The organism is Acuticoccus sediminis (genome assembly GCF_003258595.1).
GTDB classification, from domain to species: domain Bacteria; phylum Pseudomonadota; class Alphaproteobacteria; order Rhizobiales; family Amorphaceae; genus Acuticoccus; species Acuticoccus sediminis.
The window spans coordinates 248,689-265,165 of the sequence record NZ_QHHQ01000004.1; the positions used below are offsets into that span (position 1 = coordinate 248,689).

The window sequence follows — 16,477 nt, forward strand, 5'->3', positions numbered from 1 at the left end:
CGAACGCGGCGCCCGATGTTTCATCTACGGGTTATAAATGTTGTCTCCGAGGGGCCGGGACAATCCATACCTGCGTATGTTCCTCGTCCCGCCTTGGCCGCAGTCAGCCTTGGCCGCAGTCAGCCTTTGCCGCAGTCAGCCTTTGCCGGTCGTCGGCGTCGGCGTCGGCGCCCAGGGCAGGATGTAGCGCTCGTCGCCGACCGCGCCGCGCACGACGCTGACGCCATAGGCGGCGGCGATCCGCGCGTCGGTCAGCACCGTCTCCGGCGGGCCGTCGGCGGCGACGCCGCCGTCCGACAGCAGGACGACGCGGTCGCAGAAGCGGGTGGCGAGGGCGAGGTCGTGCAGGACGACGGTGACGGCGGCGCCGCCGCGCGCCGTCCGGCGCAGCAGTTCCATGGCGTGAAGCTGGTGGAACGGGTCGAGCGCGGTGAGCGGCTCGTCGGCGAAGAGGAACGGCGCCTCCACCGCCAGCGCCCGCGCCAGCAGCACCCGCATGCGTTCGCCGCCCGATAGCGCGTCGGCCCGCCGCCCGGCGAGGGCGAGGACGTCCGCCGCCGCCATCGCCCGATCGACGGCAGCGCTCACCGCCCCGGCCCGTTCGCCATGCGGCAGGCGGCCGAGGGCGACCACCTCGGCCACACGGATCGGCCAGTCGATCGTCGCGCCCTGGGCAAGGTAGGCGACGGTGCGCGCCAGCATGCGCGGCCGCAGCGCACACAGCGGGCGCCCGTCGATCGCGACCACGCCCCGGGCCGGCCGGGCGAGACCGGCCAGCACCTCCACGAGGGAGGACTTGCCGGCGCCATTCGGGCCGATCAGCCCGACGAATTCGCCCGGCCGGAGGGTGAGGTTCACGCCGGAGAGGACCGCGCGTCCACCCCTGACGACGTCGACGTCCCGCGCTTCGAGCGTCATGCCGGTCTCCGGAGGCGCAGGATGAGGGCCAGCAGGAACGGCGCGCCGATGAGCGCCGTCACCACGCCGAGCTTCAGCTCCGGACGCATCGGGAGGAGGCGCACGGCGATGTCGGCCCCCACGGTGAGCGCGGCGCCTGCGAGGCCGCTGACGAGGAGGAGCCGGCCCGGACGATGCCCCACCAGCGGCCGCATCACGTGCGGCGCCACCAGCCCGACGAAGCCGATGGCGCCGGAGACCGCCACCGCGCTCCCCACGGCCAGCGCCGCGCCGGCGATGACCTTGAGCCGCAGCGACCGCATCCGAAAGCCGAGGCTCTCGGCCGTCGCCTCACCGAGGGTGAGCGCGTCGAGCCCGGAGGCGGCGCGCATCGTCACGAACCAGCCGGCCGCCATCAGCGGAGCCGCTAGCGCGACATGCTGCCAGCTCCGGTCCGCGAGCGAACCCATCAGCCAGTAGATGATTTCGAGCGCTGCGTAGGGATTGGGCGACAGGTTGAGCGCCAGCGAGGTCAGCGCGCCGCAGAGGCTGGACAGCGCGACGCCGGCCAGGATCAGCCCGGTGGTCCCGGTCCGCCGCCCGGCGAGGGCGTAGATGGCGAGCGTGCCGAGAAAGGCGCCGCCGATGCCGCCCAGCGGGAGCGCCAGCGCGAAGGTGGCCGCGAGTCCGGAGTAGAACGTCGCCACGGCCCCGAGTGCCGCGGCGGCCGAGACGCCGATGATACCGGGATCGGCGAGCGGGTTGCGCAGCAGCCCCTGCATCGCCGCACCGACGATGCCGAGGCTGAAGCCGACCAGAACGCCCATCACCGCGCGCGGCAGGCGCAGCTCGACGAGGACGATCCGGCCGAGGCTCTCCCGCCCGGCGAACCAGTCGCCGAACGCCGCCCCGATATCGAGCGAGGCATAGCCCACCGCCGTGGAGAGCGCGGCGAGCGCCAGCGTCAGGCCGGCCAGCCCGGCGAGGAGGCCCCTCCCCGTCATCGGACCGCCCTCATGGCCCGCGCGCGGCGGGCCGCCTCGGCGAGGATCGTCACCACGTCCCCCATCTGCGGGCCGGCGCAGGTCCAGAGGCGCGCGGGGACCCTCGCCGTCACGATCCGCCGCTGCATGTCGCGCAGCGCCGGATGGCGCAGGATGTCGGTCGCGAGGGACGGCAGCGCCTCGGGCTCGGCGTCCACGATGAGGACGTCGACGTCGCCGAGGATGACCGTCTCCAGCGGCACCGCGCCGTAACCGGAGACGCCGAGGTCCTGCGCGGAGTTGTCGAGGCCGGCGCGGGCGATGAGCTCTCCGGCGATGGAGTGCGCGCCGGCGGTGAAGCCGTTCGGGTTGAGGACCAGGGCGCGGGGGCGCCCGATATCCGCCTGGAGCGGCGCCATGGCCTCGTCCATCTCGCCGACCAGCGCCGCCCCGCGCTCCGGCACGCCGAGGCGGTCGGCGAGGTCGAGGATCGACCGGCGCGCCTCGTCGAGCGTCGCCGGCACGTCCATGACGAAGACGTCGACGCCGATGCGCTCCAGGAACGACACCGCCGCCTGCGCGGTGTAGCGCCCGGCGACGACGAGGTCCGGGTCGAAGGCGACCGCCTCCTCCGCGAGGCCGTGGTTGGCGGGGATCGCGGCCGCCTTCGCGGCGACAGTGGAAGCGGCGTGGTCCTTCCCGAACCATGTGACCGAGGCGACCTCGTCCGGCACCAGTCGCATCAGCAGCTCGTCGGCGCAAAGGTTCAGCGACACGATCCGGCGCCCGCCCTCCGCCGCGTCCACCGCCTCGTCGGACCGCGCCCCGTGGGGCAGCGCCAGGGCGCAGAGGACGGCGATGGCGAGCGGGCGGCGCATCAGAACGAGAGCCTCAGGCCGGCGACGGCGCTGAAGCCGGGGCTGCCGTAGCCGTATGCCTGCTCGTAGCGGGTGTTGAAGAGGTTCTCGACACGGCCATAGACCTGCGCGTTCTCGTTGATGTCCCACGACGCGGCCGCGTTGACGACGACATAGGGGTCGAGGTCGACGACCCGCGTCGAGTAATCGGCATTGTAGAACAGGTCCGTCTGCTCACCGGTGTAGAGAAGCTCGATGTTCACGTTCGCCCGCTCCTGCCAGAAGCGGTAGTTCGCGTCGAGGCTCGCCTGATGCATCGGCCGGCGCGTCAGGCGCACACCGCGCGCGTCCTCGCCGTCGGTGTAGGTGTAGCTCCCCCGGAGCGTGAGTCCCTCGACGGGCGTCGCGGCGACCGCGAGCTCCACGCCGTGGATCTCGGAGGTGCCGGCGACGTTCACCGACGTCTCGCCGCTCCCCTGGATGAGGTCGGTGATGCGCTGGTTGAAGTAGGTCGCCTGGACCATCAGCCGCTCGCGCCAGAGCCACTGGTCGATGCCGACGTCCCAGCCGGCCGCCTCCTCCGGCTTCAGGTCGGGGTTGCCGTGGTAGGTATCGGTGTAGCCGTAGAGCTCGAAGAGCGTCGGGTTCTTGACGCCGGTGCCGTAGCTCGCCCGCAGTTTCGTGCCGGTCTCGTCTATGTTGTAGGCGGCGGTGAGGCGGTAGGTGGTGGCGTCGTCGAACAGCTCGTTGACGTCGTGGCGCAGGCTCCCGGTCAGGAACAGCCGGTCCCAGACGCCGAGGCGGTACTGGCCTACCACGCTCGTCTCGCCGACGGACCGGTCGAACGTGGAGTAGCCGTCCACCTCCGCCGCGTCGATCTGGTGCTCCAGGCGGAACGTGAGATCGTGCGTGGCCGACGCGGCCGGCGTCTCGAGCGAGAGGTCCGACTGGTAGTCGAACTTGGTGCGGGTGCCGAGGTAGGAACTCGTGACGATGCCGCCGTCCAGATAGTCGTTGTCGAACCGGGAGCGGGCGACGCCCGCGGTGTGGCGCCAGCGTCCGTCCCAGAGGTCGAGCCGGGCCTGGGCGCGGCCGAAGAGCTGCAGGCCCTCCGAGCTTCCGTCCCCGTCCACCGGGCCGATCCCGCCGATGAAGTCGTCGCTCTCGGCGCTGTAGGAGGTGAGCCTGCCGACGGCGTCGAACCGCAGCGCCTCGATGGGCTGGAAGCCGATCTTGCCGAAGGCGGTGACGTTCTCGTAGCCGTCCTTCTCGTGGTTGCCTTTCCACTCGGCGGCGCTGGAGAAGCCCTCCGTGCGGAGCCCGCCGAACGAGGCGAAGTAGTCGAACTTGCCGACGCTGCCGCCGGCCGAGAGCCCGCCGGAGGCGGTTGCGCGCGTCCCCCCCTCGAAGAAGCCGGATGCCGTCGGGGTCCCGTCGGCGCGCCGGGTGACGATGTTGACGACGCCGCCGATGGCGTCCGACCCGTAGAGCGCGCTTTGCGGACCGCGCAGGACCTCGATGCGGGCGACGCCCTGCGTGAGGAGGTGCGCGAAATCGAACTCCGACCCGCCCGACGGATCGTTGACCTCGATGCCGTCGATCATGACGAGGGTCTGGTTGCTCTCCGCGCCGCGGATCCTGAGCTGCGTCTGGTTGCCGACGACGCCGGTGCGGTTGACGGTAACGCCCGGGACCGTGCGCAGGACGTCGGCGACGACGCGGACCTTGCGGTCCTCCAGCTCCGTCTCGTCGATGATGGTGACGGCGCTGCCGACGGCGCGCTCGGCGGTCGGGGTGAGGTTCGACGTCACGACGATCTCCTCGAGGGAGATCACGCCGGACGTTCCGTCCTGAGCATAAGCGGGGGCATGGGCCGGGATGGCGGCGAGCGCGGCGGCGCAGGCAAGCGGGAGAGCGAATCGGCTGGAACAACCGAAGACGGGTTGGCGCATCGGGACCTCGTGCGGCACGTACCAAAACGTCACCGCGATCGAAGGCCGTCCGGACCCCGCCGCCTGGCGAACGTCCGCACCGATCATCTCCCGTCGACACACCCCGTCCGACGATCCCGCGCGTGACCGCTATGCGACGGCAGGTCTCCTGGCTCGCGGGTCGTCCGTCTCGCGTCGCCTTCCCAGACCTGACCGGCCCAGTGGCATGTCGACGGAGACGTCACCGCTCACAGTTGCGGGGGCAGCCGCAGAGTCCGGCCAAAGCCATCACTGCGTTCCCTTTTGATCCTCGGAAGGAACCGTCGCGCGGAAGGTCACATACTTGATCCGGGGGCGCAACGATCTGAACGCGTTGCGCAACGGACGTGACACTTCGGCCACGTCCGCCATGGAGGACCGGGCGCCGCCCGGCCATTGCCGCTATTTGGCGGTGTGGTTCATCCCCTCATGATCCATTCCGCCGTGCTTCATTTCACCGTGCTTCATTTCACCGTGGTTCATGCCGCCGTGACCGCCGCCGGCCGGCTTGGTGGCGCCGATGGGTGCGACCTCCATCATGAGCTCCACGGGGCCGGCATGCTCGAACCGGAGCGTGATCGGCACCGTTTCGCCGGCCTTGGGCGCACCGGAGAGGCCCAGCATCATGAGGTGGTAGCCGCCCGGCGCCAGCGTCACGGTCTCGCCTGCCGGTATGACGAGGCCGCCTTCGACCTCCTGCATCGTCATCACCCCGTTGGTGACCGCCATCTCGTGCACCTCGACGGTCCTGGCGAAGCCGATGGTTCCGCCGAGGAGCGTGTCGTCGGTGTCGCCGGTGTTGGTCACGGTGAGGTAGCCGCCGGCGACCGACGCCCCCGGAGGCGGCTGGCGCATCCATACGGTCTCGATGTCGAGCGTCGCGGGCACGGCCGCCGCCTGCTCGCCGTGAGCATGACCCTGACCATGGCCGTGCGCGGGCGCGGGCGCGTCGGACGCCGCGATGGTGACCGTCGGCGCGGGGTGGTCGATGTCGTGCGCGTCCTCGCCCGGCGCGGCGACGTTGACCCAGGCGACCTGCCCGTCGGGGCACTCCTGCACGACCTTGAAGGGCAGCACGGTACCGGCCTCGAAGCCCGTGATGCGGCCGCGGAAGACGAACTCGTCGTAGTACTCGTCCGGCAGATCGCCGCCGCTCCACACCACTTCGGTGACGCCCGACGAGACGTCGCTGCCCCACAGATCGTAGGTTCTGGCGTAGTCGGACGTCTTCGTCGACAGCGTCCAGCCGGCCTTCGGCATCGGCTTCACGTCGATGAAGCCCTCCGGGATGCGGACGGAGACGGTGTTGGTGGGCTGGCCGTCGCAGCCGTGCGGAACACGCAGGACCGCCTTGTAGGTCGAGTTGGCCGGCGCTTCGCCGATCTCGAACGTGGCGTGGGAGAGCGCAGGCAGTGTCGTGGCGAGGAGCGCGGCGAGCGCCGTCGCCCCGCCCAGAATGCGGGTGTTGGACATGGTTTTCTCCTGAGGAAACGAGCAATTTGCCGGACGCCGCGGTGCGGTCCGGACGACGTGCAGTCGTGTCTCAGGAGATCGGTGGAGCCCGGATGCGGAAGGCATGCGGCGCGGCCGGTCCCGTGACCGCGGCGACGAGGCGTGACGGCTGCTGCGTGCCGGGAGCGGCGCGGACGGTCAGCGTCGGCACCGCCTCCGGCATCAAGGCGACGACGGCGGAGAAGCAGCAGCTCTGGAACCGGGGACCGGTGGTCTTGCCGCCGGCATCCGGCGTGACGGGGCCGGCGCCGTGACAGATCAGCCCCGGCGACAGCACCCCGACGCTGAAGGCCGGGATCCACACGTTCGCGAACAGCAGGACGGCGCAGAGCGTGACGAGCGGCCGCCGAAGCGCCCGAAACGCCGCCGGGACCGACATCCGGTCCGCCGCTATGTCATGCCGCTGCCCCATCGCGCGGAACCCCTAACAGCTTTGCTCCGCACTGTCTCCGCTGCGTTCCGACACGCCCTGCCGCCCGTTCACGTTTTTCCCGCACCGGCCCGGAAGCCCCCTATGGGAGTGGGTCGGCGGACGAAGCGGTGCGAGAGATAGTATGGCCCATCATCGACCCGGCTCACGGGCGCGGAATGGGTCACGAAGCGCAACCGTCGGCACGAAAAATCACGTCGAAGTTCTAAAATCGATCGAAAATGCTGATTCTGACGCAATAATTTTAAATCGTATGCGCGTGATTCACGGTTGTGTCACGCTGCATTGCGCCACCCGGGCCTAACGTTCCCTGGCATTCAGATTGTCCAGATGGAGCGCTGACGATGCGTGTGCCGCCCTCGGGAGACACCGACTGTCGTCCGACCTCCGACTTGGGAGGACAGGCTATGAACGTGATCCCCTTTCCCCAGAAGGCAGACTTCGTCGCCGTCGCAGTCCCCGGATATGATGGTCTCGACGACGGGACCGGCGCGCGCGGCGCCACCGGGCTCGCCCCGGGCACACCGGGCCGATGCGGGTCCATCGTGGCCCGTCTGATGCGCGGCCTGCTGCAGTGCGACGCGGCGTCGGCACGGCGCCTGATCGCCACCGGCCTCTTCGCCTACGGCGGTCCGGACGGCGTGCGGCCGGTCGGCGCGGCCGTCGAGCGGCGCCTCGCGGATCTGGCCGAGTCGCAGGCGCGGGGCGTGCGCTGCAACGTCGTGATCGGCGACGTGCAGGCGATGCTGGTGGTCGAGACCTTTCCCGACCCGGACGGAGCGGAACGGCACGGCCTCATCGTCCGCCCGCTCGTCCCGGCGCCGTGGACCACGGCGGCGCTGATGGACACCTTCTCGGTCACGCAGCGGGAGGCGGACATCGCCCTCGGCCTCCTCGCCGGCCTGTCGATCAACGCCATCGCGAAACGGTTCGCGCTGCGCTCGACCACGGTACGCCAGTACCTGAAGTCGATCTACCTGAAGACCGGAACATCGAGCCAGGCGCAGCTCGTCGCCCTCCTGAACGGCGCGTTCGCGGACGCGCGGACCGGCGAATGGCCGGTGCGCGAGGACGATCTCTCGGAGACCGGCCGGTGAGCGGGGACCGCGACGAACAGCCGTGGCTCGACGAGACCGGCGGGCTGACGGGGCACGACGACTGCGGGCGGCTCGTCTTCCTGTGCGAGCTGCCGCGTCCGCCCCGGCCCGGCGGTGAGCCGGCCGGCCCCGCCCCCTTGGGCTGGAGCACAAGTGCCGCGCTCCCTCCGGAGGTGCCGGCCATTGCGCCGTGTGCCGTGCCGTCGCCGTGGCTCGTCGTGCAATCCTCGGCGGAACAGCGTGGGATGCGCGACGCCATGGACCTGCTGCGGCGGGTCATCGAGACCGGGCGAGGCGCGCAGGCCGCGGAGCTCCTGACGAAGCGGCCGTCCGATGTGCCGTAAGTGCGGTGGCCACGAGCCGGTGTGGGATGCGACGCTGGTCTCCTCCCGCCTGACCGGACCGTCCCGGATCGGGCGGCGCGACCTTGCCCTGCCGATCGTCTGCCGGCCGCAGCGCCGGACGGACAGCTGCCCCTCCATTCATCCGCCCGGCCCCGTGGCCCGGTGCTCCGACCGCCGCCGCCAGCCCCTCGCCGCGGTCTAGGACGCGTTGCCCGGCTCCTGCCCGCGCCCCGTCCGGCGTGGCAGGACGCGTCCGTCCCGGGCCATCCCCGCCGCGCCGTACTCGCGCGCGATCTCGATGAACGCGGCGACCTCCGGCCGCGCCCGGATGCGCTTGCGGAACACGAGGTGCTCGTGGAGGACGAGGCTCATCTCCGCCTGATGGATCGGCAGGTAGTGCAGCCGCGGGTCCGGCGGACACTCCGACATGGCAAATGCCGTCACGCCGATCTTGGCCGCCACCGCCTCGCGCAGCGCCTCGCGGTCGCCGATCTCGACGGTCTCGCGCGGACTGATGCCGAGCTGCGCCAGCGCCTGCTCCACGAGGCCGCGGGTGCGCGAGCTCGCCTCACGCATGAGCAGCACCTCGTCTTCCAGCACGCCGACGCCGACGTGGCGCATCCGCGTCAGCGGGTGGTCGCGCCAGACGCAGAGGGCAAGACCCTCGCTCTGAAGCGGCAGGCCGATGAAGTCGACGCCGAGGGTCGGCTCGACGGTGATGCCGACATCCGCCTCGCCATCCTCGAGGCGGGCCATGATGGTCGCCTTCGACGCGACGGTGATCGACACGGCGACATTTCGATGACGATCCCGGAAGCGCTTGAGGAGCCGGACCGAGAGCGGCGGCGAGTCGGAGACGACGCGCAGATGCCCGCCGTCGAGGCTCCCTTCGTTCGCGAGCGCGTCCTCCACGTCGGCGGCCGCGCGCATCATCCGCTCCACCGCGGCGAAGACCTGCGCGCCATCGGCAGTCAACACCAGACCGCGCCCGCGCCGCTCGAAGAGGCGCACGTCGGCTTCCGCCTCCAGCGCCTTCAGATGCTGCGAAATCGTGGGCTGCGAAACGTTCAGCATGTGCGCCGCGCGACCGACCCCGCCTTCCCGAAAGACGTAATAGAAGGCGCGGATCTGCGCGAAATTCATAGTCTCAGCCTATATGATGACGAAAGATAATCGATTTGTCCTAACAGCCAAAATGTCAATTGTCGCCTCCGTTAAGCACCGCTCGGAAGAGCAGAAGGAGGCGTTTCATGGCGCGCGTGTACAATGGCGTCGTGCTGGGCACGACGAGCGAGCTCTCCGTCCCCGGCATCAACGGCGACGTCGCCGACATCCTGAAGGCCGACGCCCTGCCGGCCGACCAGTCGCTGCGCATCCGCCCGTCAGAAGCGACGGTCAGCACCTGGGTCCTCGGCATCGACCTTTATGTCCCGGTGACGAGCGCGAGCTACATCGGCCTCGCCCAGGCGGGCGCGGACAGCGCGGACGGCGACCTCTTCCTGCACGACAACGGCGCCGGCGCGCTGGGTGTCGGGATCTCCGGCCAGTATGACGGCGCGGTCGAGTTCGATACGTGGACGCGCATCGTCGTCGCCGTCACCGAGGTGGACGGCGAGACGGTGCTGGAGAAGTACGTCGACGGCGAGCACGTCGGCACGCAGTCGATCGGCACCAGCGACCGCTTCGACATCTCCCCGGCTCTGGGGCTCACCCTCTTCACCGACAACGACGGCGAGACCGCGCCGCTATCGGTCTCCGGCGTCTTCTTCTCCTCGGACCTGTCCGACCTCGACGCGCTGCTGGCGGCGGGTGCGACGGCGGACGCGGAAGGCTTCCTGACCGGGGCCCCATCCGAAAGCGCCGTCGAGATCGACTTTGCCGGCGCCGACGTCGCGCCGCGCTACGGCGACGCGGCCGTCGACCTCGAAGGGCTGACGGCCGAAGGCGAGCCGGTCGCGATCGGTGACAGCGTCATCGGCCTCGCCTCGGAGCTGGGCCTGCCGATGCCGGGCGGCGAGGACACCGCGGTCCTCGCCTTCGACAGCTACACGCGCGGCGAGGGCCTGAAGGTCTCGGTGCCGGCCGACGCGGGCGATCTGACGAGCTACACGGCCGTCTGGGACATCTACCTCGACGCCTCCTCGGACGAGGCGACGACGCTGCTGCGCGGCGGCAGCATCGGCCGCGCCAACGTCCTGGCCGACCTTGGCCAGGGGATCGGCGTCGACGGCCAGTACGACGGCACGATCGCCGCCGACACCTGGACGCGCATCGCGGTCTCGGTCGAGGACCGGGGCGACGGAACGTCGGTCCTGTCGAAGTACATCGACGGCGTCCTCGTCGGGACGCAGACGGTCGACACCGGCGACTTCACGCTCGATACCGACGACGCGATCGTCCTCCTGGGCGACGAGCTGGGCCAGTCCGGCACCGGCGCCCTCGCCCACTTCGGCCTCTCCCCGCTGGTCCTGCCGGCGGCGGAGATCGCGACGCTCGGCACCGTGGACGCCGACGGGCCGTTCGAGGCCAGGCTCGACGGCGACGGCGAGCTGCCCACCAACGTCGTGCGCCTCGTGCCCGAGGTGTCCAGCAAGTCGGGCGCCTTCCACACCAGCGAGGCGGCCCAGACCGACGGTCTCACCTTCGACGCCTCGTTCCAGTTCCGCGCCACCAACGCGTCGGGCTACAGCGGCGACGGCTTCGCGTTCCGCATCGACGGCGCGGACAGCGTGGACGGCTACCTCGAGGGAAGCGGCGGCTCCATCGGCATCCCAAGCTCCAGCGACGCCCCGATCCCGACCGTTTCGGTGATCTTCGACTTCTACGCCAACGGCGGCGAGAGCGGCTCCAACGTCGTGCGCATCGCGGTCGGAACCGACTCCATCGACGACACGGTCGTCACCAGCGCGCGCCTGCCCTACGGCATGGACAACGGAGCCATCCACAGCGCGTGGGTCGAGTATGACGGCACCACGCTGTCGGTCTACCTCGCCGAGGCCGCGGACGCCGAAAAGCCGGTCGAGCCGATCATCAGCCAGGAGGTGGACCTCGCGGCGGTCGTCGGCGAGGAGGCCGTGTTCGGCTTCTCGGGTGCCACCGGCGCCAATTCGACCGCGATGGACATCGTCAATCTCGACATCGAGACCAGCGATCCGAACGGCCCATCCGGAGAGCTCCTCGAGACCGGCGCGGACAACATCGAGCTGATCGGCGATGCGGCACAGATCGGCCCGGTCGAATTCGACGACGAAGCGCCGATGCAGGTCGGCTTCGACCGCGGCGACGCCACCGTCGAGTTCGGCTTCGCCGACGCCGACGTCGTCGACCGCGAGACGGTGCGCAACCCGATCGCCGACCTCCTGGTGACGCCGGACGCCGAGACCGTCGCCTACGACCTCACCGACGTCTTCGGCGAGGGCGCCCACGACTTCGCGGTGACCAACAGCAACGGCGACGTCGTCACGGCGACCATCGAGGACGGCGTCCTGTCGCTCGATTTCGGCGAGACGCTCGACCACTCCGACCTCGTCGTCACCGCGATCACCGAGAACGGCACGGCGCTCACCGACAACGTGCGCGTGCGCGTCGCCGGCGAGAACGCCTACACCTTCGCGATCATCCCCGACACGCAGGACTATCCGACCACCGGCAAGGGCCAGCCGGAGACGATGGGCCACATGATGCAGTGGCTCGCGCAGAACGCGGACGGCAAGTCGATCGAGTTCGTCTCGAGCGTCGGCGACATCGTCAACAACAACACGGAGGCGGAGTGGCAGATCGCGCGCGACGCCTACGACATCCTGCGTGACGCCGGCATCTCCTTCTCCGTCGTCTCCGGCAACCACGACATCGGCAACAACGGCTCGTCGGACGTCCGCGACACGGACTACATGCGCGAGTACTTCTCCGTCGAGTACATGTCCGCCGACCCGACCTACGGCGGCAACTACGACCAGGACGCGACGTCGGCCGACAACAACTACCACCTCTACACCGCGCCCGACGGCACCGACTGGATCATCCTGAACCTCGAGTTCGGACCGCGCGACGACGTGCTGCGGTGGGCGGACGACGTCCTGACCGAGCACGCGGACCGCAACGCCATCGTCATCGAGCACGCCTCGAACAACTTCGACGGCCGCCTCGACGCGATCGGCGACGAAGTGGAGGCCGAGCCCGCCGGCTACGACTACGGTCTGCAGAACAGCGACGAGGGCGCCTGGGACGGCGAGACGCTGTGGCGCGACGTCGTCTCCCGTCACTCGAACGTGGTGTTCACCTTCGGCGGCCACGTCTTCGGCGACGGCGGTGAGACCACGATCGACCGGAACGCCTTCGGCTACGACGTCTACCAGATGCTGGTGAACTACCAGAACGGCGTCTCGACGGAGATCACCGGCGACGGCAGCGCGGAGGACGGGGCCAACGGCGGCAACGGCGCCATCCGCCTGGTGACGATCGATCCCGAGAACGACGCGATCTACACCGAGACCTACCTCACCGAGCTCGACACCTACCTCACCGGCTCGCGCGAGACCGAGGAGATGAACCGCGACGGCCTCACCGGGTCGTACGTGGGCCACGAGGAGACCATCGAGGACGCGGGGATCGGCCAGCGCGACGCGGAGACCGTCGCGAAGGCCGGCGACGACCAGATCGTGCGCGCCGCGGCGGGCGAGACGACCGCCGAGGTGACCCTTTCGGCCGCCTTCACCGTCGACCAGCAGGACGACATCAGCGCCTACGTCTGGACCGACGCGGACGGCAACGTCGTCGCCGAGGGTCCGGAGGCGACGGTCGCGCTCCGGGGCGGCGTCCACGACATCACGCTGACGGTGGAGACCGCGCACGGTGTCTCCTCCACCGACACGACGCGCGTCATCGTCGAGACCGACGCGACGTACTTCAGCGACAACTTCAACGACGGCGATGCCGAGGGCTGGTACGACCCGTCGGTCGGCGACCCGGGCAACCTCGCCACCTTCGGCACCGAGGCCGAACTCGGCCTGCCGGCGATCGAGGACGGCACGGACGGCAGCATCGTCAGCATCGAGGCGCTCGCCTCCTCCCAGGCGATCAGGGTGTCGGCCGAGGGCGTCATCGGCGCCATCAACGAGTACACGCTCGTCTACGACCTCTACGTCGCCGACGGCCAGGGCTCCTACACCTCGCTGTTCCAGACCGACCTCGCGAACAGCAGCGACGCCGAACTGTTCATCAGGAACAACGGCAACGGGACCGGCGGCGTCGGCATCTCCGCCGTCTACGAGGGCGCGTTCGAGTACGACGCCTGGAACCGCGTCGCGGTCACGCTGAGCGTCGTGAACGGCGAGCACGTGATGTCGAAGTACATCAACGGCGAGCTGGTCGGCACGCAGGTGGTCGACGGCGACGTCGCCGACGGATCGCGCTGGCAGTTCGACGCCGAAGACGGCTTCTACATCCTCGCCGACAACGACGGCGAGACCTCCGACCTGTCGCTGAGCGCGTTCACCTTCATCGACGGCGCGGCGACGGCCGACCAGATCGCCGCCCTCGGCGGCGTGGACGCGGACGGACCGGTCGACACGCTGGCCGGCTACAGCACGCAGTGGAGCTTCGACGGCTCGTTCGACAGCAGGGACTTCGGCCCGGCAGAGCTGGAACTCGCCGACATCACGGCGCTCAGCACACCGTTCGACGTGAAGGGCTCGGCCAACTCCCGCAGGGACACGCCGGGGCTGGAAGGCGTCGAGGGCACGCTCTACGACCTCTCCGACACGCCGGACAACACGTTCATCCGCCAGGGCGAGATGATCGGCGACATGGTCCTCGAGGCGACACTGCTGTCGCTGTCGGACGGGACCATGGGCGTCGTCTTCCGCTACGACGAGGCGAGCGGCGACCATTACCGCTTCGAGATGGACAGCGGCGAGAACGTCCGCCGCCTGGTCCGCGTCGAGGGCAGCGAGGAGACCGTCATCGCCGAGGAGACCGGCGGCTACGGGTTCTACGACGACATCGAGCTCAAGGTCGTCGCGGTCGACGGCGAGATCGGTGTGTCCCTCGACGGCGTGCAGCTCTTCGGCGGCCGCGTGACGGACGCCGCTCCGCTGGGTGCCGGAACGGTCGGCGTCTACTCCTCGGACAACGACGGCTCGCTGTTCGACGACATCACCGTGCGTGCCCCGACGGACGAGGCCGACACGGGCGCCGACATTCGCGTCGTCGACTTCGACGGCGACGGGTTCGAGGCCGTCACGGTCGACGCGTCCATGTCGACCGGCGCCACACCGGTGATCGGCGCGGGAGCCGGGAGCGTCACCGGCGACCGCCTCGAAACGCGGTTCGCCGCCGGCGAGACCACGGTCGAGGTGACGGTCGGCGAGACCGTCGACACGATGACGGTGGACGTCGTCACAGGGGACCGGATCATCGTCGCCGAGACCTTCGACGACGGCACGATGGACGGCTGGACGATCGTCGACACCACCGAGTTCGACGGCGAGGGCAACGCGGCGACGGGTTCGGCGGACTGGGCGGTCGTCGACGGCGCTCTCGTGGAGCAGGAGGGCTCCTACAGCCGGGAGCTGACCTGGAACGGCACGGCGAACGCCTCCGACGTCTGGGAGCGGGGCTGGTCGCCGCAGGGTGACGGCGTCTTCGCCCTCCACAAGGGCACCTACGCCCTCTACGACGGCGACACCCAGCTCGAGGACTACGCGATCGAGGCGGACATCACCGTCCCCACCGCCGAGGGCGGCGTCGGCTTCATGCTGAACTACGTGGACGCGGACAACTACTACAAGCTCGAGATCGACGCCCACGCCAACCTCACGACGCTGGTCGAGGTGGTCGACGGCTACGAGAGCTTCGTCGGCCGCGTGCGCACCACCTACACGCCGGGGGAGACCTTCCACCTCTCCGCCGAGAGCGTCGACGGGGCGATGCAGGTCACCGTCGACGGTCACGAGATCTTCGCCTACGACCTCGAGGCGCGGTACGCCGAAGCGGGCTCGGCGGGCGTCTACGCCTGGGGGGCGGCGGGCGCGACGTTCGACAACGTGGCGATCATCGACCTCTCGGAGCAGGAGGCGGACGCGATCGTCGTCGACACCCTGCGCGACCGCGTGGCCGACGACGGGCTCACCTCGCTGCGCGAGGCGATCCTGCTCGCCAACGAGAGCGACGGCGCCGACACGATCGTCTTCGACGAGGCGCTGGCCGGCGGCACCATGTCGCTGCGCGGCGGCGTCCTCGGCATCACCGACGACGTGACAATCGACGGCGCGGACGTCACCATCGACGCCAACCGCACCGGCCGCATTTTCGAGATCGGCGACGGGACCAGCGTGGAACTCTCAGACCTCACCCTCGAGGACGGGCGGATCGTCATGCGGCCGGTCTCGGACGCTGACGGGGGCTCCATCCTCGCCGGCGACGACGTCGCGCTGACGCTCGAGGGCGTCGAGATGACGGGCAGCACCGCCTACTCGGACGGCGGCGCGATCGCGATGGGCGACAACGCGGTGATCACGATCGTCGGCGGCGAGTACACCGACAATCGCGGCATCGGCCATGGCGGCGTCATCGTGGCTGGAGACGGCGCGACCCTCTCGGTGGAGGGCGCGGTGTTCGACGGCAACACGTCGAGCGGCGACGGCGGTGTCTTCGCGCTCGGCGACGATGCGGTGGTGAGGTTCGTCGACATCGAGGCGACGGCCAACATCGCCTGGGGCGAAGGGGGCGTGGTGTCGGCGGGCGACGGCGCCAGCCTCACCGTCGAAGGGGGCGAGTTCGCGCGCAACAAGGCGATCTCCAACGGCGGCGTGTTCGCCTTCGGCGACGGCCTCGACGCGAGCCTCTCCGACGCGGACTTCACCTGGAACCGGGCGATCGCCGGCCAGCGTGACGGCGGTGTCCTCTACGTCGCGGGCGGCGAGGCGGACATCGACGCCTCCGGCCTCTACGCGGTGCGCAACAGCGCGGGCGACAACGGCGGCGTCTTCGCCATCGGCGAGACGGAAGGCGCGGTGCTCGACCTCTCGGTCACCGGCAGCACGCTCCAGCGCAATTCCGCCGGCGACAGCGGTGGCGTCGTGTTCGGCGGCGACGACCCCATGATCGTTCTGGCGGAGAGCGACGTGCGCCGCAACGTGGCCGAAAACGACGGCGGCGTGATCGCGATCGGCGACGACGGGACGGTGACGCTGGAGGACGACGTCCTGCGCCTCAACGATGCGGGCGACGAGGGACCGGTGCTCTTCCACGGCGACGATGTCACCCTCATCGGCAGCATCTCCCAGTGGGGCGACTTCGCGATCCTCTGACACTACGGCCGGCCGGGCCCCCTGCCCGGCCCTTCCCCTGAAACGAAGACGCCGAGCCGACACGCTGTCGGCTCGGCG

10 protein-coding genes and 1 riboswitch are annotated in these 16,477 nt (G+C 70.1%); of the genes, 3 read left to right on the top strand and 7 right to left on the bottom strand.

What is annotated here, in order from left to right; translation table 11 throughout:
* Positions 1 to 135 precede the first annotated feature (135 nt).
* From DLJ53_RS19325 to DLJ53_RS19350, 6 genes are all read right to left on the bottom strand, one after another.
* Positions 136 to 918, bottom strand: a complete 783-nt coding sequence (locus DLJ53_RS19325) for an ABC transporter ATP-binding protein (protein WP_111348253.1) — start codon at positions 916 to 918, stop codon at positions 136 to 138.
* The gene (locus DLJ53_RS19330) at positions 915 to 1,901 is read right to left on the bottom strand and encodes a FecCD family ABC transporter permease (RefSeq protein ID WP_111348255.1); all 987 of its coding nucleotides are present in this window, start codon (positions 1,899 to 1,901) and stop codon (positions 915 to 917) included. The genes DLJ53_RS19325 and DLJ53_RS19330 overlap by 4 nt, the downstream gene beginning before the upstream one ends.
* On the bottom strand, positions 1,898 to 2,758 hold the full coding sequence (locus DLJ53_RS19335; RefSeq protein WP_111348257.1) for an ABC transporter substrate-binding protein: 861 nt from the start codon (positions 2,756 to 2,758) through the stop codon (positions 1,898 to 1,900). Before DLJ53_RS19335 ends, DLJ53_RS19330 begins: the two co-directional genes overlap by 4 nt.
* Complete coding sequence (locus DLJ53_RS19340) at positions 2,758 to 4,689, bottom strand: TonB-dependent receptor plug domain-containing protein (RefSeq protein WP_111349072.1); 1,932 nt, start codon at positions 4,687 to 4,689, stop codon at positions 2,758 to 2,760. The genes DLJ53_RS19335 and DLJ53_RS19340 overlap by 1 nt, the downstream gene beginning before the upstream one ends.
* Before the next feature lie 121 nt (positions 4,690 to 4,810).
* Positions 4,811 to 5,008, bottom strand: a riboswitch (cobalamin riboswitch).
* Positions 5,009 to 5,109: 101 nt separating this feature from the next.
* Positions 5,110 to 6,180, bottom strand: a complete 1,071-nt coding sequence (locus DLJ53_RS19345; protein WP_111348259.1) for a DUF1775 domain-containing protein — start codon at positions 6,178 to 6,180, stop codon at positions 5,110 to 5,112.
* A 70-nt stretch (positions 6,181 to 6,250) separates the two neighbouring features.
* Entirely contained in the window at positions 6,251 to 6,598 is a 348-nt protein-coding gene (locus DLJ53_RS19350; RefSeq protein WP_111348261.1) for a DUF2946 family protein, read from the bottom strand.
* A gap of 458 nt (positions 6,599 to 7,056) precedes the next feature.
* On the opposite strand from DLJ53_RS19350, the gene DLJ53_RS19355 reads away from it, so the two are divergent.
* Positions 7,057 to 7,746, top strand: a complete 690-nt coding sequence (locus DLJ53_RS19355; RefSeq protein ID WP_111348263.1) for a helix-turn-helix transcriptional regulator — start codon at positions 7,057 to 7,059, stop codon at positions 7,744 to 7,746.
* Complete coding sequence (locus DLJ53_RS19360; RefSeq protein ID WP_111348265.1) at positions 7,743 to 8,090, top strand: hypothetical protein; 348 nt, start codon at positions 7,743 to 7,745, stop codon at positions 8,088 to 8,090. The genes DLJ53_RS19355 and DLJ53_RS19360 overlap by 4 nt, the downstream gene beginning before the upstream one ends.
* A 198-nt stretch (positions 8,091 to 8,288) precedes the next feature.
* Here DLJ53_RS19360 and DLJ53_RS19365 read toward each other — a convergent pair whose 3' ends face one another.
* Positions 8,289 to 9,233 (bottom strand): LysR substrate-binding domain-containing protein, encoded by a 945-nt coding sequence (locus tag DLJ53_RS19365; RefSeq protein WP_111348267.1) that lies wholly within the window; start codon positions 9,231 to 9,233, stop codon positions 8,289 to 8,291.
* A gap of 107 nt (positions 9,234 to 9,340) precedes the next feature.
* Between DLJ53_RS19365 and DLJ53_RS19370 the strand changes: the two genes are divergently transcribed.
* Positions 9,341 to 16,399, top strand: coding sequence for a hypothetical protein (locus DLJ53_RS19370; protein ID WP_111348269.1), 7,059 nt, complete (start codon positions 9,341 to 9,343; stop codon positions 16,397 to 16,399).
* The last annotated feature ends 78 nt before the right edge of the window (positions 16,400 to 16,477 follow it).

Coding starts and splice junctions, on each gene's coding strand:
- DLJ53_RS19340 (WP_111349072.1), bottom strand. CDS start 4,689: ATGCGCCAACCCGTCTTCGGTTGTTCCAGCCGATTCGCTCTCCCGCTT.
- DLJ53_RS19330 (WP_111348255.1), bottom strand. CDS start 1,901: ATGACGGGGAGGGGCCTCCTCGCCGGGCTGGCCGGCCTGACGCTGGCG.
- DLJ53_RS19335 (WP_111348257.1), bottom strand. CDS start 2,758: ATGCGCCGCCCGCTCGCCATCGCCGTCCTCTGCGCCCTGGCGCTGCCC.
- DLJ53_RS19345 (WP_111348259.1), bottom strand. CDS start 6,180: ATGTCCAACACCCGCATTCTGGGCGGGGCGACGGCGCTCGCCGCGCTC.
- DLJ53_RS19350 (WP_111348261.1), bottom strand. CDS start 6,598: ATGTCGGTCCCGGCGGCGTTTCGGGCGCTTCGGCGGCCGCTCGTCACG.
- DLJ53_RS19370 (WP_111348269.1), top strand. CDS start 9,341: ATGGCGCGCGTGTACAATGGCGTCGTGCTGGGCACGACGAGCGAGCTC.
- DLJ53_RS19365 (WP_111348267.1), bottom strand. CDS start 9,233: ATGAATTTCGCGCAGATCCGCGCCTTCTATTACGTCTTTCGGGAAGGC.
- DLJ53_RS19325 (WP_111348253.1), bottom strand. CDS start 918: ATGACGCTCGAAGCGCGGGACGTCGACGTCGTCAGGGGTGGACGCGCG.
- DLJ53_RS19355 (WP_111348263.1), top strand. CDS start 7,057: ATGAACGTGATCCCCTTTCCCCAGAAGGCAGACTTCGTCGCCGTCGCA.